The sequence below is a fragment of the Variovorax frigidus genome, from assembly GCF_051216515.1.
Taxonomy (GTDB): Bacteria; Pseudomonadota; Gammaproteobacteria; order Burkholderiales; family Burkholderiaceae_C; genus Variovorax.
Window position 1 is genome coordinate 102,380 of sequence record NZ_JBPJZF010000007.1, and the last position, 20,105, is coordinate 122,484.

Sequence of the window (20,105 nt, forward strand, 5' to 3'; positions counted from 1 at the left end):
TCTCCGGCAGTGAATGGGTCTTGGGACGAATCAGGCTCGGCGCGGCTTCACGCGCGAGGCGGCTTCCTTGGCGTTGGCGCGCGCGGTGTCGACGTCGGCCGCATGCGCGAGCGCCACGCCCATCCGGCGCTTGACGAAGCTCTCGGGCTTGCCGAACAGCCGGATGTCGACGCCGTGCACCGACAGCGCATCGGCCATGCCGTCGAACACGATGCCGGTGGCGTCGACGCCGCCGTAGATCACCGCGCTGGCGCCCGCGCTCTTGAGCGTGGTGTCGACCGGCAGGCCCAGGATCGCGCGCGCATGCAGCTCGAACTCGTTCTGCCATTGCGTGGCCATGGTCACCATGCCGGTGTCGTGCGGACGCGGGCTGACTTCGCTGAACCAGACCTCCTCGCCCTTGACGAACAGCTCGACGCCGAACAGGCCCTGGCCGCCCAGGTCGTCGGTCACGGCACGCGCGATCTGCTGCGCCTTCTTCAGCGCCACCGGCGACATCGGATGCGGCTGCCAGCTTTCGACATAGTCGCCACCAACCTGCACATGGCCGATGGGTTCGCAGAAGTGCGTCTGCACCGCGGCCTGGGCGTCGGGTGCGCGCACGGTCAGCAGCGTGATCTCGTAGTCGAAGTCGATGAAGCCTTCGACGATCACGCGGCCGTGGCTCACGCGGCCACCGGCCATCGCGTAGTCCCAGGCCTTCTGCACGTCGGCCGGGCTGTCGATCTTGCTCTGGCCCTTGCCCGAGCTGCTCATCACGGGTTTCACGATGCACGGATAGCCGATGCCGGCATCGATGGCCGCCTGCAGCTCGGCCAGCGAGTCGCAGAACTGGTAGGGGCTGGTCGGCACGCCCAGCGTCTCGGCGGCCAGGCGGCGGATGCCTTCGCGGTCCATCGTGAGCCGCGCGGCGCGCGCGGTCGGGATCACGCGCACGACGCCCGCGGCCTCGAGCTCCTGCAGCATCGGCGTGGCGATGGCCTCGATCTCCGGTACCACCAGGTGCGGCCGTTCGGCCTCGATCAGCGCCTTGAGCTGCGCCGGATCGCTCATCGTGAGGGTGCGCGCGTGGTGCGCCACCTGCTGGCCGGGCGCGTTCTCGTAGCGGTCGACCGCGATGGTCTCGACGCCCAGGCGCTGCAGCGCGATCAGCACCTCCTTGCCGAGTTCGCCGGAGCCGAGCAGCATCACGCGGGTGGCCGAGGGGGACAGAGGGGTGCCGAGGGTGGTCATGGCGAAGTGTCTCGAAGGGGAAAGCGGGCACTTTAATGCAACGGCGCTGCGCCACAATGTCCGTCTGCGCGCCTTTGCCGCGCCCTCTTTTCATTTCCCCAGGAGCATTTCGCATGAGCATTCAAACCGTCGGCATCATCGGCGCCGGAACCATGGGCAACGGCATCGCACAGGCGTGCGCCGTCGCAGGCGTCAAGGTCGTGATGGTCGACATCTCGCAGGCCGCGGTCGACAAGGGCCTGGCCACCGTGGGTGGCAGCCTCGACCGCCTGATCAAGAAGGACAAGCTCACGGCCGAGCAGAAAGCCACGGCCCTCGCGCTGATCCAGGGCTCGACGAACTACGACGACCTCAAGAGCGCACAACTGGTGATCGAAGCCGCCACCGAGAACCACGCACTCAAGCTCAAGATCCTGGGCCAGGTCGATGCGCTGCTGGCGCCCGAAGTGATCATCGCGACCAACACCTCGTCGATCTCGATCACCAAGCTCGCGGCCGCCACTTCGCGCGCCGACCGCTTCATCGGCATGCACTTCTTCAACCCGGTGCCGATGATGGCGCTGGTCGAGCTGATCCGCGGCTACCTCACGAGCGACGCCACGCACGATGCGGTCAAGGAACTGGCCGTGCGCCTGGGCAAGTCGCCCATCACGGTGAAGAACGCGCCGGGCTTCGTGGTCAACCGCATCCTGGTGCCGATGATCAACGAGGCCTTCTTCGTGCTGTCCGAAGGCATCGCGACCGCCGAGGACATCGATGCCGGCATGAAGCTGGGCACCAACCAGCCCATCGGCCCGCTGGCCCTGGCCGACATGATCGGCCTGGACGTGTGCCTGGCCGTGATGGAGGTCTACCTCGCGGAGTATGGCGACTCGAAGTACCGCCCCTGCCCGCTGTTGAAGGAAATGGTCGCGGCCGGCCAGCTCGGCCGGAAGACCGGCCAGGGCGTGTACGCCTACTGACCCCCGAGGGGCTGGCCCCTTCCAGGGGGCAACACCAGCGGCCCGGCAAAGCCGGTTCCGCGGTGTTCCGCGATAAGAGAAGATAGAGCGTAGAGAGAACAAAAAGACAGGAGACAAAGATGATTGCCAACGGCACCACGCCGCCGCTCGAAGGGTGCATCGACACGCAGGTGCTCGACCACGTGCTCCTGATCGGCATCAACCGCCCGGCCAAGCGCAACGGCTGGACGCCGCGCATGTTCCGCGAACTGGCCGAGGCCTACACGCGGCTCGACGACGACCCGACACTGCGGGTCGGCGTGCTGCATGCGTTCGGCGATCACTTCACGGCCGGGCTCGATCTGCCGGCCTTCTCCGAATATATGCAGCGCGGCGAGAAGGTCGTGCCCAAGGGCATGGTCGAGCCGCACGACTTCGGCCTCGAGGGCTACCGTCGCCGCACCAAGCCGATGGTGGTGGCGGTCAAGGGCATCTGCTTCACCGTGGGCATCGAACTGATGCTGGGCGCCGACATCGTGATCGCCGCCGACAACTGCCGCTTCTCCCAGCTCGAGGTGCAGCGCGGCATCATGGCCACGGGCGGCGCCACGCTGCGCATGGCCGAGCGCGCGGGCCTGGGCAACGCCATGCTGCACCTGCTGACGGCCGACGAGTTCGGCAGCGCCGAAGCCTTGCGGCTGAACTTCGTCCAACGCGTGATGCCGGCCGGCGAAGAACTGGGCGAGGCCCTGCGCATCGCGCAACAGATCGCGGCCCAGGCACCGCAGGCGGTGGTGGCGACGCGGCTCAACGTGCTCAAGGCCGTCGAGCAGGGGCCGCTGGCGGCGGTGGCCGAGTTCATCGACACGCAGAAGCGCCTCGCCAGCAGCGAGGACGCCGCCGAGGGCGTGCGCGCTTTCATCGAGCGGCGCCCGGCCCGCTTCACCGGCCGCTGAGACACACGGGCAACGGCATCCGCACCGTTCCCCGACCCGCAGGTTTTAAAACAAAGGAGACTCTTCCCATGGCAGTCGCATCCCTTCTGCGCCGCGCGGCATCGCTCGCTGCAGGCACACTGTTCGCGATGAACATCGCCAGCGCGCAGACCCCGCCGCCCAAGCTGCCCGATCCCGCTGCGACCTCGGTCGAGGCGCTGGGCTGGATGCAGGGCTTTCCGCCACCGCCCGACAAGCTCATCGTCTTCGAGAACGGCACCGGTGGCGTCTTTCCGCGCAACCGCTGGACCTTCTCACATGTGCGCGAGACGGTGCCGACGGCCAACGTGTGGCGCGGCGGCGGTGCGGCAGCGGCCCTGCCGGCGGCGCCGATCGACCTCGACGGCGTCAGCTTCCAGGCGATCGGCGGCGAGACCGTGAACTTCGGCCAGATGGTGACGCGCACCTACACCGACGGCATCCTGGTGCTGCACCGTGGCCAGGTGGTCTACGAGAAGTACTTCGGCGCGCTCACGCCCGAGCGACCGCACCTCGCGATGTCGGTGACCAAGTCCTTCGTCGGCACGCTGGCTGCGATCCTGGCCGCCGAAGGCAGGCTCGACCCGAACGCGCCGGTCACGAAGTACATCCCCGAACTCAAGGACAGCGCCTACGGCGACGCCACCGTGCGCCAGGTGATGGACATGACCATCGGCGTGAAGTACTCCGAGAACTACGCCGATCCGAAGGCCGAGATCTGGGACTACGCGCGCGCCGGCGGCATGCTCGTTCAAGGGCCGGGCTACGCCGGGCCCAAGACCTTCTACGACTTCCTCAAGACCCTGCAGAAGGAAGGCGCGCACGGTGAAGCCTTCGCCTACAAGACGGTCAATGCCGAGGTGCTGGCCTGGATCCTGCGGCGCGCATCGAACCAGTCGCTGGCCGACCTGATGAGCGAGAAGATCTGGCGCCGCATCGGCGCCGAGCAGGACGCCTACTTCATGGTCGACCGCATCGGCACCGAGTCGGGCGGCGGCGGGCTCAACACCACGCTGCGCGACCTGGCCCGATTCGGCGAGGCGATGCGCAACGGCGGCCGCGCCAACGGCCAGCAGGCGATTCCCGCGGCCGCGGTGGCCGACATCACGCGCGGTTCCGACAAGGCGGACTTCGCCAAGGCCGGCTATGCGTTGCTGCCGGGCTGGTCGTACCGCGACATGTGGTGGATCACGCACAACGAACACCAGGCCTACATGGCCCGTGGCATTCACGGCCAGAGCATCTACGTCGATCCGAAGGCCGAGATGGTGATCGTGCGCTACGCCGCGCACCCGATCGCCGCCAACGCCGGCAACGACCCGCTGACGCTGCCCGCCTTTCATGCGGTGGCCAAGGCCCTGATGCGCAACTGATCGCGCCTGCAGCGTCGGCCGGACCCTTCCGGCGCTGCACGCCTTGCATGACGGCGCCAAGACAGGGCCGCTTCGACCCTTCCAGCATCCCGGCAATTACTTTGCACACAATTCAATTGTTCGCTATAGTTCAGCCCATGCGCTCCGCCCCCACCCTCGACGACATGCTGAAGCTGGACAACCAGCTGTGCTTCGCCGTGTACTCCACATCGCTGGCGATGACGCGGCTCTACAAGCCGATGCTCGAAAAGCTGCAGCTCACCTATCCGCAGTACCTGGTGATGCTCGCGCTGTGGGAACGCGACGGCGAGATGGTGTCCGAGCTCGGCGAGCGCCTGTCGCTCGATTCCGGCACGCTCACGCCCTTGCTCAAGCGGCTCGAGGCCAACGGCTACCTGACGCGGATGCGCGACGTGGCCGATGAGCGCCGCGTGCGCATCACGCTCACTTCGGCCGGCCGCCGGCTCAAGGCCCGCGCCGCCGATGTGCCGGCCTGCCTGATGGCCGCGGCCCAATGCTCGGTGCCCGAACTCGTCGCACTCACGCAGCAGATCCAGACCTTGCGCGACCGCATCAAGGCGGCGTAGTCCCATCCATTTCATCCCCCGCTTCTTTTCTCGGAAGCTTTTTCCCCACCTCCTCTTCAAGGAACGACCATGACCACGAAACTCGACAAGGTTCTCTACACCGCCGAAGCCCACACCACCGGCGGCCGCGATGGCGCAGGCAAGAGCAGCGACGGCGCAATCGACGTGCAGCTGAGCTCGCCCGGTTCGGGCAAGCCGGGCACCAACCCCGAGCAGTTGTTCGCGGTCGGCTACGCCGCCTGCTTCATCGGCGCGATGAAGGCCGTGGGCCCGAAGATCGGCGTCAAGGTGCCGGAAGACGTGGCCATCGACTCGAAGGTCTCCCTGGGCCCGACGAATGGCGGCGCGGCCTACGGCATCGCGGTGCAACTGTCGATCACCCTGCCCGGCCTCGACGCCGAGACGAAGCAGAAGCTGGTCGACACGGCCCACCAGGTCTGCCCGTACTCGAACGCCACCCGCGGCAACATCGACGTGGAACTCGTGATCGTCTGATCTCGCGTCCCTCGCAAAGACAAGGCGCTCCGGCCACAAGCCGGGGCGCTTTTTTCATGGCGGCGCTTGTCTCCCGGGCGACGCAAAAACAGGGGCCGCGATAGCGCCTTTCATCCAGCGTGGCTACCGTGGCTGCACGTCCCCCAACTCACGCCACGTGGAGATCGACCCCATGAGCACCACCATCCGTTTCCTGGTCCGCAAGGACCAGCTCGCCACCACGCGACTGCAGAGCACCAGCGACCAGCCCCTGGCCGATGGCCAGGTGCGCGTGCGCATCGACAGCTTCGCGCTCACCGCCAACAACATCACCTACGCCGCCTTCGGCGACGCGATGAGCTACTGGCAGTTCTTTCCCGTCGAGGAAGAGGGTTGGGGCAGCATTCCGGTGTGGGGCTTCGCGAGCGTGGTGCAGTCGCTGCACCCCGGTGTGGCCGTGGGCGAGCGGCTCTACGGCTACTGGCCGATGGCGTCGAGCGCGGTGCTGAGTCCCGATCGGCTCTCCCCCGCGCGATTCACCGATGCGGCGCCGCACCGCGCCGCGCTGCCTGCGGTCTACAACCAGTACTTCCGCTGCGAACCCGATCCGCTCTACACCGCGGACACCGAGGATCTGCAGTCGCTGCTTCGGCCGCTGTTCATCACCTCGTGGCTGATCGACGACTTCATGGCCGACAACGACTTCTTCGGCGCCCAGAGCATGCTGCTGTCCAGCGCGTCGAGCAAGACGGCCTACGGCACGGCGTTCCAGTTGCATCAGTGCCAGGGGATCGAAGTGATCGGCCTCACCTCGCCCGCCAATGTGGCTTTCTGCCAGAGCCTGGGCTGTTACGACCGGGTGGTGACCTACGACGCGCTCGACGACATCGCGGCCGACACGCCCTGCGTCTACATCGACTTCGCCGGCAACGGCGGGTTGCGCACGGCCATCCACACGCGCTTCGCCCACCTCCGGTACAGCAGCTCGATCGGCGGCACCCATGTGGAACAGCTCTCGGCCAAGGGCGCGGGCAAGGACCTGCCCGGCCCGCGCGCCACGCTGTTCTTCGCGCCTGCGCAGATCAAGAAGCGCACCGTCGAATGGGGTGCCGACGAATTCGGCCGGCGCATGGTCGCCGCCTGGCACGATTTCCTCGCCGCCGTGACCGACAAGCGCCAGCCCTGGCTGCACGCCGAACACCACGACGGCGGCGAGGCGGTGCAGGCGGCCTACGCGCAGGTGCTGGCGGGTCGGGGCGACCCGCGCGTCGGCCATATCCTTTCGCTTTACAAGCAACCGGGCGGGCGGTGATCGCCCCGGGGGTCGCTGTGGCGACAATCGCCGCATGACCTCTTCCAGTGCGCCCGCCAATACCCATCCCTATGAGAGCCTCACGCCCGACGTGGTGCTCGACGCGCTGGCCACGCTCGACCTGCACGGCGATGGGCGGCTGACCGCCCTCAACTCCTACGAAAACCGGGTCTACCAGGTGTTTCTGGACCAGCCGGCCGCACATGCGTCGGTGGTCGTCAAGTTCTACCGGCCCGAACGCTGGACCACCGCCGAAATCCTCGAGGAACACGCCTTCGCGCTCGAACTGGCCGCGGCCGATGTGCCCGCCGTGCCGCCGATCGAGGTGCACGGCCGCACGCTGCACCACCACGACGGCTTCGCCTTCAGCGTGAGCCCCTACCGGGGTGGCCGCTCGCCCGAACTCGACGATTTCGAGGTGCTCGAATGGGTGGGACGCTTCCTCGCGCGCATCCACACCATCGGCGCGGCCAAGCCCTTCGTCGCGCGTCCGGCGCTCGACCTGCAGAGCTTCGGCATCGCCTCGCGCGACTGGCTGCTGGGCCACGACAAGGTGCCGCTCGACGTGCAGCGCGCCTGGGAAACGGCCTGCAACGCCGCGCTCGACCGCATTGGCGCGACCGCGCTCTCGTCCACCTCCACCGACACGCAACTGCGCAAGCTGCGCCTGCACGGCGACGTGCACCCGGGCAACATCCTCTGGACCCCGACCGACCGCCCGAACGGCGGCCCGCACTTCGTCGACCTCGACGACGCGCGCAGCGGTTTCGCGGTGCAGGACCTGTGGATGCTGCTGTCGGGCGACCGCGCGCAGCGCACCGGCCAGTTGAGCGGCCTGCTCGACGGCTACGAACAGTTCCGCTCCTTCGACCGCCGCGAGCTCGCGCTGATCGAGCCGCTGCGCACGCTGCGGCTGATCCACTACAGCGCCTGGCTCGCGCGACGCTGGGAAGACCCGATCTTCCCGATCAACTTCCCGTGGTTCGGCACCAGCGACTACTGGAAGGGGCAGATCCAGATGCTGGAAGACCAGTGCGAGTCGATGGACGAGGAGCCGCTCTACGCCTGACAGACGGCGGCTTCGGTGCCCAGACGGTCAACCGAAGTGGCACGAGACCGTGCCGAACTCGCCGAAGTCGGCCACCACGGTGTCGCCCTTGCCGACCTCGATCGGCCGGATGAACGAACCCGCGAGGATCACCTGCCCCGGCTGCAGCGTGACGCCGAAGCGGTGCAGCCGGTTGGCCAGCCACGCCACGCCGTAGCCCGGGTGGTTGAGCACGCCCGCGGCCAGGCCGGTTTCCTCGACCTCGCCGTTGCGGCTGACGATGGCGCCGATGCGCCGCATGTCGGCATCGACCAGCGCCGGCTTGAAGGGCCGGCCGCCCAGCACCAGCGCCGCATTGGCCGCGTTGTCGGAAATCGTGTCGAACACGTTGCGCATGCGTTTCGTCTCGGGGTCGACGCGCTGGATGCGCGCATCGAGGATCTCCAGCGCGGGCGTGACATAGGCGGTGGCGTCGAGCACGTCGAACAGCGTGCAGTCGGGCCCCGACAGCGGCCGGGCCAGCACGAAGGCCAGCTCGGCCTCGATCTTGAGTTGCAGGAAGCGCTCCGACGGGATCACCGCGCCGTCGCGATGGAACATGTCGTCGAGCAGCGTGCCGTAGTCGGGCTCGCCGATGTTCACCGCGCGCTGCATGGCCTTCGAGGTGAGGCCGATCTTGTGGCCCTTCACCGTGCGACCGTTGCGCAGCTTGAGCTGCATCCAGGCATGCTGGATCGCGTAGGCATCGTCGATCGTCATCTCCGGGTAGTCGAGCGAGAACTGCCGGCAGGCGACGCGCGTGCGCTCGGCTTCCTCGAGGCGCTCGGCGGCCCTGGCAAGGGTGTGCTGGTCGAGGCTCATGCGAGCATCTCCTCGGCCTGCACGACGTTGCGCAGCACGCCCACACCGCTGACCTCGACCTCGACCACGTCGCCCGGTTGCAGGAACTTCGGTGGATCGAAGCGGATGCCCGCGCCGATCGGCGTGCCGGTGGCGATGATGTCGCCCGGCTCCAGCGTGGTGAAGGTCGAGAGGTAGCCCACGAGGTGGGCGAAGTCGAACATCAGGTTGGCGGTGGTGTCGTCCTGGCGCAGCTCGCCGTTGACGCGCGTCTGCACGCGCAGCGCGCCGTAGCCTTGCGGGAACTCGTCGGCCGTGGCGATCCACGGGCCGATGGCACCCGAGGCGTTCCAGTTCTTGCCCTGCGTCACGTTGAACTTGGCGTGGTGCACCCAGTCGCGGATCGTGCCTTCGTTCATGCAGGTGAGGCCGGCGATGCAGGCCAGCGCTTCCTCGCCTTTCACGCGGCGCGCACGGCGGCCGATGACGATGGCGATCTCGCCCTCGTAGTCGAGCTGTGTCGATTCGATCGGCTGCTGCAGCGGCTCGCCGTGGCCCACGAAGGACTCGGCCACGCGCATGAAGATGCTCGGGTGCTTGGGCAGCTCGCTGCCGTCCTTGTACTCGGCATTGCGGTGCGCGTAGTTCACGCCGATGCAGAACACGCGGCGCGGTTGCGCGATGGGCAGCTCGACGCGGACCTCGGCCAGCGCGTGGTCGGGCGAAGCACCCGCTGCGGCTTCGCGGGCCTGTGCGAGCGCGGCCTCGCCGCCTTCGAGCAGCGCCGCGACGGACGCGAAGGCCGGCAGGCGGCGGCCGAGGTCGACGACGCCGTCGCCGATGACGCAGCCCCACTGGGAGGCTCCGCCGTGAAGGTAGCTGATGAGTTTCATGCGGTCTCGAATCCGAAGAAGCGGGCGGGGTTATCGACGAGGATCTTCTGCCGCGTGGCGGCATCGGGGGCGAAGCGGTAGAGCAGTTCGAGCAGCGCGCCTTCGTTGGGCGGCTGCTTGACCGACACCGGGTGCGGCCAGTCGCTGCCCCAGACGCAACGGTCGGGCGCGGCCTCGATCAGGCGCTGCGCGAGCGGCACCACGTCGTCCCAGGGCGCGCCGGTCTTCGAGAGTTTCTCGGACAGCGACAGCATCACCCAGAAGTTGCCGCGCTGAAACAGCTCGAGGATCCGAACGAGGCTCGGATCGGCATCGCCGCACGACGGGTCGGCACGGCCCATGTGGTCGAGCAGCACCGGCACCTCGAGCGACTCGAAGGCCGCGAGCTGCTCGGCGATGCCGGTGGGCTCGGGCTGCACCTTGACGTACCAGCCCAGTTCCTTGACGCGGGCGAACGCACGTTCCTGCTCGGCCGCGCTGAAGCGGATGCCCAGGCCGCCACGGGTGAAGCGCGCGCCACGCACGCCGGCGTCGTGCAGCTTCTGAAGGTAGGCGTCGTCGCGCTCGGTCAGCACCGCCGCGTTGGCGCAGCCCATGTAGCGGCGCGGGCCGCCGGCGTTGAGGCCTTCGAGTGCATCCAGCACCACCGTGTGGTCGGCGCCGTAGGTGGTGGCCTGCACGATCACACCGCGTTCGATGCCCAGCGTGGCGTGCAGACGCTGCGCGACCTGCCAGGTGGCGCTGGGCATTTCATAGGCGGCGTCGGGCCGCACCGGGTATTGCGCGCGTGGGCCGAACACATGGAACTGGCTGTCGCAGGCGAGCGCGGGCGGCAGCGGCACCGGCGCGCGCGGATGGGGGTCGAAGGGAAGGTAGTCGGGCATGGGAATGTGGGAGACGGGTGGTGGGAGAGATCAGGCGATCCAGGCCGTGAAGCTGCACTCGATCAGCTTCCCCATGTCGAGCTCGGGCGCGATGATCGCGTGGCGCGCGGGCCGCGACTGCGCGTCGGGGAACATCTCGAGCCAGGGCACGTTGAGCGCGGGGCGCTGGCTGCGGTCCTTCATCCAGACCGTGAGCTTCACGATGTCCTGCGTGCCGCCGCCCGCCGCCTCGACGATGCGGCGCACGTTGTCGAGCATGAAGCGGCACTGCGCCTCGACGGTCTCGGCCGGCTTGCCGGTGGCGGGGTCGTTGCCCTGGATGCTGCCGCTCTCGAGCAGCGGGCCGACGCGGCAGCCCGCGGGGATCGGGTTCTTGTGGCCGAAGCCTTCGACATACACGCTGGTGCGCACGGCAGGCGCGGCGCGCCCGAGGACGGTGGTCGCGGTGCTCATCATTCGGCCGAGATGTTGGCTTGCTTGATGACCGGCATCCAGCGCGCGTCTTCCTTGGTCAGGAACTGGGTGAACTGCTCGGGCGTGCTGCCGCGGGCCTCGGAGCCCAGCGTGTCGAACTTGGCCTGCACGGCCTTGTCGGCGAGGATCTTCTGCAGCACCTCGGACAGGCGCGCGACGATCGCCTGCGGCGTGCCACGCGGCGCCAGCACGCCGGTGAAGGTCTCGGTGCCGAAGTCCTTGAAGCCGGCCTCCTGCAGCGTCGGCACGTCGGGCAGTTGCGGCAGGCGCTTGGGTGAAGTCACGGCCAGTGCCCGCGTGCGGCCCTGCTGGATGAAGGGGCCGGCCACCGATATCTGGTCGAAGTTGAACTGCACCTGGCCACCCAGCAGGTCGGTGGTGGCGGGCGCGTTGCCCTTGTAGTGCACGGTGGTCCAGCGGGCGCCGCTCTCGCGCTGCAGGTACTCGCTCGCCAGGTGATTCTGCGTGCCGGCGCCGGGCGAGGCCATGGTCAGCGCATTGCCGGGCTTCTTGCCCTCGGCGATCAGGTCGGCCACGGTCTTGTACGGCGTGGACGGATGCACCTGCAGCACCAGCGGCGTGAACGACACCGAGCTGACCGGGAGGAAGTCCTTCTTCCAGTCGTAGGCGTTGGTGCGTTTGAAGATCGTGGGCGAGAACAGGATCGGCCCGTTCGCGCCCATGAAGAAGGTGTAGCCGTCGGGCGTGGACTTGGCCACCTGTTCGGCTGCGATCATGCCGCCCGCGCCAGGCCGGTTGTCGACGACGAAGGGTTGCTTGAACACCGCCTGCAACTGCTCGGTGATGATGCGCGCGGCACCGTCCACGTTGCCGCCCGGCGGATAGGGCAGCACCAGCTTCACGGGCTTGTCGGGCCACTGGCCCTGCGCGGCGGCGGGCAGCACGGCGAGGGCGGCGCACGTGGCGACGGCGAAGGATGCGATCGAAATCTTCAAGACGGGTCTCCTGCTCTGACACCGGCACCGCAAGTGGGCTGCGGTTTGATCGGCGACCTGTCCACTCTAAGAATCGGCACCCTGATGCTGCAATGCAATATCACTCGCCTGTTCCGTATGATGGACGTTTTCGGGAAGTGCGCATTTGGCGACGCGCAGGCGCTCCCGACAATCGAGGCTCAGCCACCCCGGAAGGCCCTCCATGTTTCTCGATGCCGGCGACCTCTCGCCCGAAGCCACCTACCGACTCATGAGCGGCATCGTGGTGCCGCGCCCGATCGCGTGGATCACCACGGTGTCGGAAGCCGGGGTGGTCAACCTCGCACCCTTCTCCTGCTTCACCTTCGTGTCGAACAAGCCGCCGCTGCTGGGCGTGAACATCGGCCGCAAGGCCGGCCAGCGCAAGGACACCGGCGCCAACATCCATGCGCTGCGCGAGTTCGTGGTCAACATCGGCGATGCCTCGCAGATGGTCGCCATCCACGAGAGCAGCGCCGAGCACGCGCCCGACGTGAGCGAGACCGAACTGCTCGGGCTCGGCACCCTGCCCTGCAGGACCGTGCGCGTGCCGCGGCTGGCCGATGCGCCGGTCAGCATGGAGTGCAGGCTGGAGCGCGTGATCGCCTTCGGCGAGACCGGCGCCGAGTTCATCGTCGGCGAGGTCACGGCCTTCCACCTGCGCGACGGCCTGCTGCACGACGGCAAGGTCGACACGCGCGCGCTCGACCCGGTCTGCCGCATCGGCGGGCCCAACTACGCGACGCTGGGCGAGATCGTCACGCTGCGCGGCATGCAGCAGACGCCCAAGGCGGTGATGGATGGCGGCAGCGGCCGATAAGGACACGGCCACCGCCGGCGCCCAGAGCGTGCGCCGCGCGCTCGCGGTGCTGCGCGTGCTCGCCACCGGCCAGGAGCGCGGCGTGCGGCTCACCGACGTCGGGGCCCACACCGGCCTCAACCGGCCGACGGTGCACCGCATCCTGCGCGTGCTGGTGGAGGAAGGCGCGGTCGAGCAGGACCCGGCCACGCGGCGCTACCTGATCGGCGGCGAGGTCTCGCTGCTGGGCCTGGCGCGCTCGACCCGCTTCCCGATCCGCGCCATCGCAGAGCCGCACCTGCGCCACCTGAGCGAGATCCTGGGCGACACCGCCTTCCTCACGATCCGCAACGGCGCCGACTCGGTGTGCATCGACCGGCGGCCCGGCAGCTTTCCGGTCAAGGTGCTGTCGATCGAGATCGGCGCGCGGCGTCCGCTGGGCGTGGGCGTGAGCGGCCTGGTGCTGCTGGCCTCGCTGCCCGCCGAGGAGGCGGCCGAAGTGGTGCGTCGCAATGCGCGGCGGCTGCAGGCGCTGCACATCGATCCGGTCGAACTGCTGGAGCGCGCCGTGCGCACGCGTGCCCAGGGCTACGCCTACGCGCCGGTCGGCGTGGTGCCGGGCTCGCGCGCGGTGGCGGTGCCGGTCTGCGTGGCCGACGGCCGCACCATCGCCGGCCTGGCGATCGCCACCATCACCGAGCGCCTGCCCGACGAACGCGTGCCTTCGGTGGTCGCGCACATGAAGGAGCGCGCGGCGCTGATCGGCGCGCAGGCGGCCGAGCTCGCACGGCGCAGGAGCGGCCGCCAGGGCGGCAACTGAAACGGGGGAAACCCTTCAGGCGTCCACGAAGAGGAGCGCGCTACGGCGCGATCGGCTGCGCCGGCGTGCCGAGCGCACGCTCGGCCGGGGGCACCGCGTTGAAGCGCGGCGGCGCGTTCGGATCGTGCAGCAGCACGCTGCTGCCGAGCCCCACGCCCACGCCCGCCCCACCGCCGACACCGGTGCTCGCTCCCACACCGGCGCTGCCGTAGACCTGCCCGCCCGAGTTCACGCCCACGCCGGCGCCCAGCGGGCCCCAGCCGGTGCCGAGCCCGACGCTGGGCCCGCCCGAGCCCATGCCGACGCCGAGCGAGAGGCCGGGCACCAGCGGGATGCCGATGCCCACGCCCCCGGCGCAGCCGGCCAGCAAGGAGGCCGCGAGCAGCGCGGCGGCGGAACTGGCAAAACGTGTGGGCTTCATGGTGACGGTCGCTCCCTTGCGATGATGACGAAACGACCGTCGGGCCGCTTCGTGGGTGTCAGACCAGCAGCGCGTTGACGCGCCGCACATAGGCTGCAGGATCCGCCGGCAGGCCGCCTTCGGCCAGCAGGGCCTGGTCGAACAGGATGTTCGCCAGGTCGTCGAAATGGGCCGATTCGCCCAGCTTCTTGACCAGCGGATGGTCTGCGTTGACTTCGAGCACGGGCTTGAGTTCCGGTGCGGGCTGGCCGGCCTGCTTGAGCATGCGCGCGAGCTGCGTGCTCATGCCGCCGTCCTGCACCACCAGGCAGGCGGGCGAATCGACCAGGCGGGTGGTGATGCGCACGTCCTCGGCCTTGTCCTTGAGCGCCTCCTTCAGGCGATCGAGCACCGGCTTGAAGCTCTCGGCCGCTTCCTCGGCCGCCTTCTTCTCGGCTTCGTCCTGCAACGAACCCAGGTCGACCGCGCCCTTGGCCACGCTCTGCAGCGGCGTGCCGTCGAAGTCCTGCAGGTAGTTGAGCGACCACTCGTCCACGCGGTCGGTCATCAGCAGCACCTCGATGCCCTTCTTCTTGAAGAGCTCCAGCTGCGGGCTGTTCTTGGCCGCGGCCAGCGAATCGGCCGTGATGTAGTAGATGGCCTCCTGGCCTTCCTTCATGCGCGCCTTGTAGTCGGCGAAGCTCACGCTCACCGTGTCGCTCGTGGTCGATGCGAAGCGCAGCAGCTTGGCGATGCGCTCGCGGTTGCCATGGTCCTCGCCCAGGCCTTCCTTGAGCACCGCGCCGAACTCGGCGTAGAAGGCGGCGTACTTGCCCGCGTCCGCATCGGCGGCGAACTCCGCGGCGGCCTCGGCCGCGGGCGTGACCGTCTTGTCGACCACGTCGGTCACGTCGCTCTCGGTGGGTTCGGGTGCGGGCACCGATTCGCCCGAGCCCACGTCGATCTTGGCGGCAGCGCTCTCGGCGGCAGCCTTCTGCTTTTTCGCCAGGTCTTCCAGCATCGACAGCACGCGCTTGGTGCTGCCTTCGCGGATCGCCTTCACGTCGCGGCTTTCCTGCAGCAGCTCGCGGCTCACGTTGAGCGGCAGGTCGGCCGAGTCGATCACGCCCTTGACGAAGCGCAGGTAGCTGGGCATCAGCGCCTCGGCGTCGTCCATGATGAAGACGCGCTTGACGTAGAGCTTCACGCCCGCGGTCTTGTCGCGGTTCCACAGGTCCATCGGCGCCTTCGACGGGATGTAGAGCAGCTGCGTGTACTCGGTGCTGCCTTCGACGCGGTTGTGGCTCCAGGTCAGCGGCGCTTCGTAGTCATGGCTGATGTTCTTGTAGAACTCGGCGTACTCCTCGGTCGTGATGTCCTTCTTGGCGCGCGCCCACAGCGCGCTGGCCTTGTTGACCGGCTCCCATTCGCCGGTCTTGACCATGTCGCCGGGCTGATCGTTCTCGCCTTCCTTCCACTCCTCGGTCTCCATGAGGATGGGCAACGAGATGTGGTCGGAGTACTTGCCGATCACCGACTTGAGCTTCCAGGCATTGAGGTAGTCCTCGGCATCGTCGCGCAGGTGCAGCGTGACGCTGGTGCCGCGCTGCGGGCGCACGATGTCGTCGACTTCGAAGTCGCCGGCGCCGGTGCTGGCCCAGCGCACGCCCTGGTCGGTCGACAGACCGGCGCGGCGCGACTCGACCGTGATGCGGTCGGCCACGATGAAGCCCGAGTAGAAGCCCACGCCGAACTGCCCGATGAGCTGTGCATCGGCCTTCTGGTCGCCCGAGAGCTTGCTCATGAAGTCCTTGGTGCCGCTCTTGGCGATGGTGCCCAGGTTGTCGATGGCTTCCTGCTTCGACAGGCCGATGCCGTTGTCGGCGATGGTCAGCGTGCGGGCCGCCTTGTCGAAGGACACGCGCACCTCGAGGTTCGGTGCGTCTTCATACAGCGCGGCGTCGTTGATGCCTTCGAAACGCAGCTTGTCGCAGGCGTCCGAGGCGTTCGAGATCAGCTCACGCAGGAAGATTTCCTTGTTCGAGTACAGCGAGTGCGTGACGAGGTGCAGCAGCTGCGCGACTTCGGCCTGGAAAGGAAGTTTGGTCGATGCGGTGGAGGTCATGGATTCGAAATGCCTAGAGAGATGAAACAACAAGGGCCGCAGTGCCCGTCTCGGAAGGTGGCGGCCATGCCTGCATTTTCAATGCAGCGGACCTCGGTGCCGTCGCGCCGGCGAAATGAAATACTTCGTCCCCGAAGGGCCATCGGGGCCATCGCGCTCGCCGTGCCTTCGGAGCCCACCGGAGTTTCACGCCAAGGACGGCCTGTGGCCAGAAAGCCGCGCGATCCGTGAACTGCTGCCAGGGCGGTGACAAACGTTACTCAAAACGACTACATTTCGTTCCTAGAATCCGCCCGCGTCGGGGCGGAGGCCCTTTCCGCATTTGGTTCAACAACAGCGAAAAACGGGGTTAGAAAAATGGAACACAGCACCTTCAAGAAGTGGTCGGCCGAGTTCATCGGAACCTTCTGGCTCACTTTCGGCGGCTGCGGCAGCGCCGTGCTCGCGGCGGCCTTTCCAGAACTGGGCATCGGTTTCGCCGGCGTCGCGTTGGCCTTCGGCCTCACGGTGGTGACCGGGGCCTATGCGCTGGGCCCGATCTCGGGGGGCCATTTCAACCCCGCGGTGTCGGTCGGCCTGGTGGTCGGCGGACGCTTCAAGGCTTCGCAACTCGCGGGCTATGTGATCGCGCAGGTGCTGGGCGCGATCGTCGCGGCCGGCGTGCTGTACCTGATCGCCACCGGCAAGCCCGGCGCCGAGCTCGGCGGCTTCGCGACCAACGGCTACGGCGAGCATTCGCCCGGCAAGTTCAACATGGTGGCGGCGCTGATCATCGAGGTGGTGCTCACCGCGGTCTTCCTGATCGTGATCCTCGGTGCCACGGCCAAGCGCGCGGCAGCCGGCTTCGGCGGCCTGGCGATCGGCCTGTGCCTGACGCTGATCCATCTGATCTCGATCCCCGTGACCAACACCTCGGTCAACCCGGCGCGCAGCACCGGCCCCGCTCTGTTCGGCCCGTCGTATGCGGTGTCCGAACTGTGGCTGTTCTGGGTGGCGCCGATCGCCGGCGCCGTGATCGGCGCGCTGATCTACAACGCGCTGCTCAAGGACGAGTAAGCGCCCTTCGGCGGCTCAACTGCCGGTGGCCGACTTGCACGCGCGGCGTCGCAGTCGACTGGCTCCTGGCGCAGGCTGAGATGCCTGGGCGGCGTCAGAACTTCTCGTGGGCGCCGAGATAGCGCCACTGGCCCACCGGCAGGTTGCCCAGCACCACGCGTCCGATGCGGATGCGCTTCAAGCCCACCACCTTCAGGCCGACCTGCTCGCACATGCGGCGGATCTGGCGCTTCTTGCCTTCGGTCAGGATGAAGCGAAGCTGCTCGGGGTTCTGCCAGTCGACACGCGCCGGCTTGAGCGGCTGCCCATCCAGGCTCAGGCCGTGGCGCAGCCGGGCCAGCATCGCAGGCGGAAACACGCGCTGCACGTCGGTCGTGACGTCGCCGTGCGCGCCCGGACCGCCGGTGGCGCCGGCCTGCGGCGACCAGGTCACGCGCACCAGGTATTCCTTCTCGATGCCGGAGTCTTCGCCGATCAGCTGGCGTGCGACGCGGCCGTCCTGCGTGAGCACCAGCAGGCCCACGGAGTCGATGTCGAGCCGGCCGGCCGGCGCCAGCCCGCGCAATTGCGGCGGAGAGAAACGGTGGGTGCTGGTGTCCTCGCGCCAGTGCGTACGAGGATTGATGAGCATCACGGCGGGCTCGTGGCCATCTTCGGCCTGGCCGCTCACATAGCCCATGGGTTTGTGCAGCAGGATCGTCACCTGCTGCGCCTGCTGGCCGTGCGCGCGTTTGTCGACTTCGACGCGGTCGGCCGGCGTGACCTTCACGCCCATTTCCGCCGGCTGGCCATTGACCCGGACCCAGCCCTGCGCGATCCAGTCGTCGGCCTCGCGGCGCGAGCAGATGCCGAGTTCGGCCATGCGTTTGTTGAGGCGGACGGGTTCGGAAGTGTTGGGCGCTGTCATGTCGGGCGCCAGTCTACCGTTCGGCGCCCGGCCGTTCGGGTCCGTCCAGAGGCGAGACCCTCAGATCTGTTCGGCTTCCTGCAGCGCCAGGGACTGGCGGCTCACCCGTGGAATGCCGAGGTAGCGGCAGACCGCCTGCGTCGAATCGCCAGCAGCGCGCACGGCACTGCGCAGGCGGGTTTCCGTCACTGCAAAGGTCCGCGTCCAGTAACGGACCTCGCGGGGTTCTTCAAGGTTGATCCAGCCCGTGTCGCGCGGGCTGCGAACGTCGAGTTCGTAGGCCATTTCCGTGTCTCCGTCGTTTGCGTCAGTGCGTTGGGACTTTGACTGGCGAGGCCGCACGGCGCGACAGGACGAAACGGATCGGCATTGCAGGATGTGTCCGACACCGCACGGCGCGCGCCGAAGTGCACCGCCAGGCCCGCGATGGCCAGAGGGATGAAGACCGTGCCGAGCGCGCAGACCGCGCGCAGCCACTCAGCCGCCATGAGCGACTCCACAGCGACTCAGGTGGGCGCGCCAGCTGGTCAAGGCACCGATCTCGCCGTCGGGCACGCAGTCGAGCAGGCAATGCAGCACCTCGGCATAGCGCGCGAACGGCAACCGGACCATCAGGCGCACCCGGGGCGCGGCCGTGGCCCAGGCCGCGCCGGCATGCAGCAGCGGCTCGCAGCGCAGCACGCCCACGCCGTGGCACGCGGCCAGTGCGCGCCGAACGCGGCAGGCATCGACCGAGGCAACGGTCACATCGAGCACCTGGAACACCGTCTCGCCGAGGGGGGAAGCGACGGAAGAAGCGGCACCGGGAGGTTCCCGGTAAGCGGCATAGGCCATGAGGGTCCTGCTTGGAAAAGAACAGGAATCCAGTGTCGGCACGGGCCCGTCAAAACGGTGCAAAGCTTGGAACGGTCGGTGCAAAGGCGGCGTAAAAACCCGCCGGCACCCGGCCTACATCGAATCAGGCGATTGCTGTCCCGCGGCCCCCACGATCGCCGCGAAACTGACCGCTTCCCTTTCCCCGGTTTTTCATCCATGCCCGCCGGCCATCCTCCCCTCGGACAACGTACCCCATGAGCGGCATGAGCGACCTCTGGCACCGCGTGCGCGACGGTGCGCTGACCACGCCGGGCCTGTCCACGGTCCTGCTCGCCGTCCGCAACTACGTCCTGCACCAGAGCGCCAACCAAGCGGGCAGCCTGGCGTTCTCCTCCGTGCTGGCGATGTTCCCCTTGCTGATCCTGGTGTCGGCGGCAGCAGGCTACTTCGGGCAGCCCGGCGATGCGGCGGCGTTGGCCGACCGGGTGATGGACTATGCGCCGCAGGTCGTGCGCGACGCGATGCAACCGGTCATCCGGCAGGTGCTGGCGCAGCGCAACCAGGCCCTGCTCACGATCGGCGTGCTCGCCACGCTGTGGACCGCGTCCTCGGGCATGCAGGCGGTGCGCAGCGCGCTGAACCGCGCCTACGGCATCGAGCGCGGCCTGCCCTTCTGGAAAGCCCGGATCAAGGTCACCTTGTTCACCGCGATCGTGGGCCTGGGCGTCGTGGCCACCTTCAGTTCGGTGGTCGTCGTGCCCTACCTGTGGCGCCTGCTCGAGGCCAACCTCGGGGCCGGGCAGGAGTCGCTGTGGCTGCGCAACAGCGTGCGCTACGGCTCGGCCTTCGTGGTGCTCGCCTTGCTCTATGCGCTGATGTACGGCTGGCTTCCCGACATCCGCCAGCGGCTCTACACCGTGCTGCCCGGCGCCCTGCTCGGCGCGGCCCTGTGGGTGGGCGCGGCCGCCACGCTGTCGTACACGCTGCGCACCGCCGGCAAGCTGGCGTTGCTGTACGGCAGCTTTGCCGGCGTGGTGGCCACGCTGGTCTTCCTCTACATCAGCGCGACCACGCTGATCTTCGGCGCCGAGCTCAACGGCGTGCTGCGCGCGAAGCTGGCGCCGACGGAGCAGCCGGACGATCGTCGAACGCCAGGCACCTCGACGTGACTGCTG

At 68.3% G+C, this 20,105-nt stretch carries 22 protein-coding genes; 11 read left to right on the forward strand and 11 right to left on the reverse strand.

Annotated features, from left to right (window positions below; genetic code table 11):
• Positions 1–30: 30 nt before the first annotated feature.
• The gene (gene purT / locus ACSFBC_RS21135) at positions 31–1,233 is read right to left on the reverse strand and encodes a formate-dependent phosphoribosylglycinamide formyltransferase (RefSeq protein ID WP_435512324.1); all 1,203 of its coding nucleotides are present in this window, start codon (positions 1,231–1,233) and stop codon (positions 31–33) included.
• 113 nt (positions 1,234–1,346) lie between these two features.
• Between purT and ACSFBC_RS21140 the strand changes: the two genes are divergently transcribed.
• The 7 genes from ACSFBC_RS21140 (at position 1,347) to ACSFBC_RS21170 (ending at position 7,963) form a co-directional block, all read left to right on the forward strand.
• A complete protein-coding gene (locus ACSFBC_RS21140) occupies positions 1,347–2,195 on the forward strand; it encodes a 3-hydroxybutyryl-CoA dehydrogenase (protein ID WP_435512325.1) in 849 nt (282 codons plus the stop codon).
• 119 nt (positions 2,196–2,314) lie between these two features.
• On the forward strand, positions 2,315–3,130 hold the full coding sequence (locus ACSFBC_RS21145) for a crotonase/enoyl-CoA hydratase family protein (protein WP_435512326.1): 816 nt from the start codon (positions 2,315–2,317) through the stop codon (positions 3,128–3,130).
• A gap of 68 nt (positions 3,131–3,198) precedes the next feature.
• The gene (locus tag ACSFBC_RS21150; protein ID WP_435512327.1) at positions 3,199–4,521 is read left to right on the forward strand and encodes a serine hydrolase domain-containing protein; all 1,323 of its coding nucleotides are present in this window, start codon (positions 3,199–3,201) and stop codon (positions 4,519–4,521) included.
• 137 nt (positions 4,522–4,658) lie between these two features.
• Positions 4,659–5,108, forward strand: coding sequence for a MarR family winged helix-turn-helix transcriptional regulator (locus tag ACSFBC_RS21155; protein ID WP_435512328.1), 450 nt, complete (start codon positions 4,659–4,661; stop codon positions 5,106–5,108).
• A gap of 69 nt (positions 5,109–5,177) precedes the next feature.
• Positions 5,178–5,603, forward strand: coding sequence for an organic hydroperoxide resistance protein (locus ACSFBC_RS21160; RefSeq protein ID WP_435512329.1), 426 nt, complete (start codon positions 5,178–5,180; stop codon positions 5,601–5,603).
• A 172-nt stretch (positions 5,604–5,775) separates the two neighbouring features.
• A complete protein-coding gene (locus ACSFBC_RS21165; RefSeq protein WP_435512330.1) occupies positions 5,776–6,894 on the forward strand; it encodes a DUF2855 family protein in 1,119 nt (372 codons plus the stop codon).
• Positions 6,895–6,928: 34 nt separating this feature from the next.
• Positions 6,929–7,963 (forward strand): serine/threonine protein kinase, encoded by a 1,035-nt coding sequence (locus tag ACSFBC_RS21170; protein ID WP_435512331.1) that lies wholly within the window; start codon positions 6,929–6,931, stop codon positions 7,961–7,963.
• Between the two features lie 27 nt (positions 7,964–7,990).
• Here the strand turns inward: ACSFBC_RS21170 and hpaH are convergent, their stop codons facing one another.
• The 5 genes from hpaH to ACSFBC_RS21195 are packed head-to-tail and all read right to left on the reverse strand — an operon-like array spanning position 7,991 to position 11,989.
• Positions 7,991–8,803 carry a 2-oxo-hept-4-ene-1,7-dioate hydratase gene (hpaH, locus tag ACSFBC_RS21175; protein WP_435512332.1) on the reverse strand — a complete coding sequence of 271 codons (813 nt, stop codon included), beginning with the start codon at positions 8,801–8,803 and terminating at the stop codon, positions 7,991–7,993.
• Positions 8,800–9,675 (reverse strand): fumarylacetoacetate hydrolase family protein, encoded by an 876-nt coding sequence (locus ACSFBC_RS21180; RefSeq protein ID WP_435512333.1) that lies wholly within the window; start codon positions 9,673–9,675, stop codon positions 8,800–8,802. Before ACSFBC_RS21180 ends, hpaH begins: the two co-directional genes overlap by 4 nt.
• Positions 9,672–10,559, reverse strand: a complete 888-nt coding sequence (locus ACSFBC_RS21185; RefSeq protein ID WP_435512334.1) for an amidohydrolase family protein — start codon at positions 10,557–10,559, stop codon at positions 9,672–9,674. Before ACSFBC_RS21185 ends, ACSFBC_RS21180 begins: the two co-directional genes overlap by 4 nt.
• A gap of 30 nt (positions 10,560–10,589) precedes the next feature.
• Positions 10,590–11,012, reverse strand: coding sequence for a RidA family protein (locus ACSFBC_RS21190; RefSeq protein ID WP_435512335.1), 423 nt, complete (start codon positions 11,010–11,012; stop codon positions 10,590–10,592).
• Positions 11,012–11,989: a Bug family tripartite tricarboxylate transporter substrate binding protein gene (locus tag ACSFBC_RS21195; protein ID WP_435512336.1), complete on the reverse strand. Its 978-nt coding sequence runs from the start codon at positions 11,987–11,989 to the stop codon at positions 11,012–11,014. The genes ACSFBC_RS21190 and ACSFBC_RS21195 overlap by 1 nt, the downstream gene beginning before the upstream one ends.
• A gap of 202 nt (positions 11,990–12,191) precedes the next feature.
• On the opposite strand from ACSFBC_RS21195, the gene ACSFBC_RS21200 reads away from it, so the two are divergent.
• Both ACSFBC_RS21200 and ACSFBC_RS21205 read left to right on the forward strand, forming a co-directional pair.
• Complete coding sequence (locus ACSFBC_RS21200; RefSeq protein WP_435512337.1) at positions 12,192–12,827, forward strand: flavin reductase family protein; 636 nt, start codon at positions 12,192–12,194, stop codon at positions 12,825–12,827.
• Entirely contained in the window at positions 12,808–13,626 is an 819-nt protein-coding gene (locus ACSFBC_RS21205) for an IclR family transcriptional regulator (protein ID WP_435512338.1), read from the forward strand. The genes ACSFBC_RS21200 and ACSFBC_RS21205 overlap by 20 nt, the downstream gene beginning before the upstream one ends.
• 40 nt (positions 13,627–13,666) lie before the next feature.
• On the opposite strand, the gene ACSFBC_RS21210 is transcribed toward ACSFBC_RS21205, so the two are convergent.
• Both ACSFBC_RS21210 and htpG read right to left on the reverse strand, forming a co-directional pair.
• Positions 13,667–14,047 carry a hypothetical protein gene (locus ACSFBC_RS21210; RefSeq protein WP_435512339.1) on the reverse strand — a complete coding sequence of 127 codons (381 nt, stop codon included), beginning with the start codon at positions 14,045–14,047 and terminating at the stop codon, positions 13,667–13,669.
• 58 nt (positions 14,048–14,105) lie between these two features.
• Entirely contained in the window at positions 14,106–16,151 is a 2,046-nt protein-coding gene (gene htpG, locus ACSFBC_RS21215) for a molecular chaperone HtpG (protein ID WP_435512340.1), read from the reverse strand.
• A gap of 357 nt (positions 16,152–16,508) precedes the next feature.
• On the opposite strand from htpG, the gene aqpZ reads away from it, so the two are divergent.
• On the forward strand, positions 16,509–17,207 hold the full coding sequence (gene aqpZ / locus ACSFBC_RS21220) for an aquaporin Z (RefSeq protein WP_435512341.1): 699 nt from the start codon (positions 16,509–16,511) through the stop codon (positions 17,205–17,207).
• 94 nt (positions 17,208–17,301) lie between these two features.
• Here the strand turns inward: aqpZ and ACSFBC_RS21225 are convergent, their stop codons facing one another.
• The 3 genes from ACSFBC_RS21225 to ACSFBC_RS21235 all read right to left on the reverse strand — a co-directional run bounded on the left by ACSFBC_RS21225 (position 17,302) and on the right by ACSFBC_RS21235 (position 18,948).
• On the reverse strand, positions 17,302–18,114 hold the full coding sequence (locus ACSFBC_RS21225; protein WP_219211060.1) for a pseudouridine synthase: 813 nt from the start codon (positions 18,112–18,114) through the stop codon (positions 17,302–17,304).
• 60 nt (positions 18,115–18,174) lie between these two features.
• A complete protein-coding gene (locus tag ACSFBC_RS21230) occupies positions 18,175–18,399 on the reverse strand; it encodes a DUF3606 domain-containing protein (protein ID WP_435512342.1) in 225 nt (74 codons plus the stop codon).
• Positions 18,400–18,591: 192 nt separating this feature from the next.
• A complete protein-coding gene (locus ACSFBC_RS21235; protein WP_435512343.1) occupies positions 18,592–18,948 on the reverse strand; it encodes a hypothetical protein in 357 nt (118 codons plus the stop codon).
• A gap of 245 nt (positions 18,949–19,193) precedes the next feature.
• On the opposite strand from ACSFBC_RS21235, the gene ACSFBC_RS21240 reads away from it, so the two are divergent.
• Complete coding sequence (locus tag ACSFBC_RS21240; protein WP_435512344.1) at positions 19,194–20,099, forward strand: YihY/virulence factor BrkB family protein; 906 nt, start codon at positions 19,194–19,196, stop codon at positions 20,097–20,099.
• The last annotated feature ends 6 nt before the right edge of the window (positions 20,100–20,105 follow it).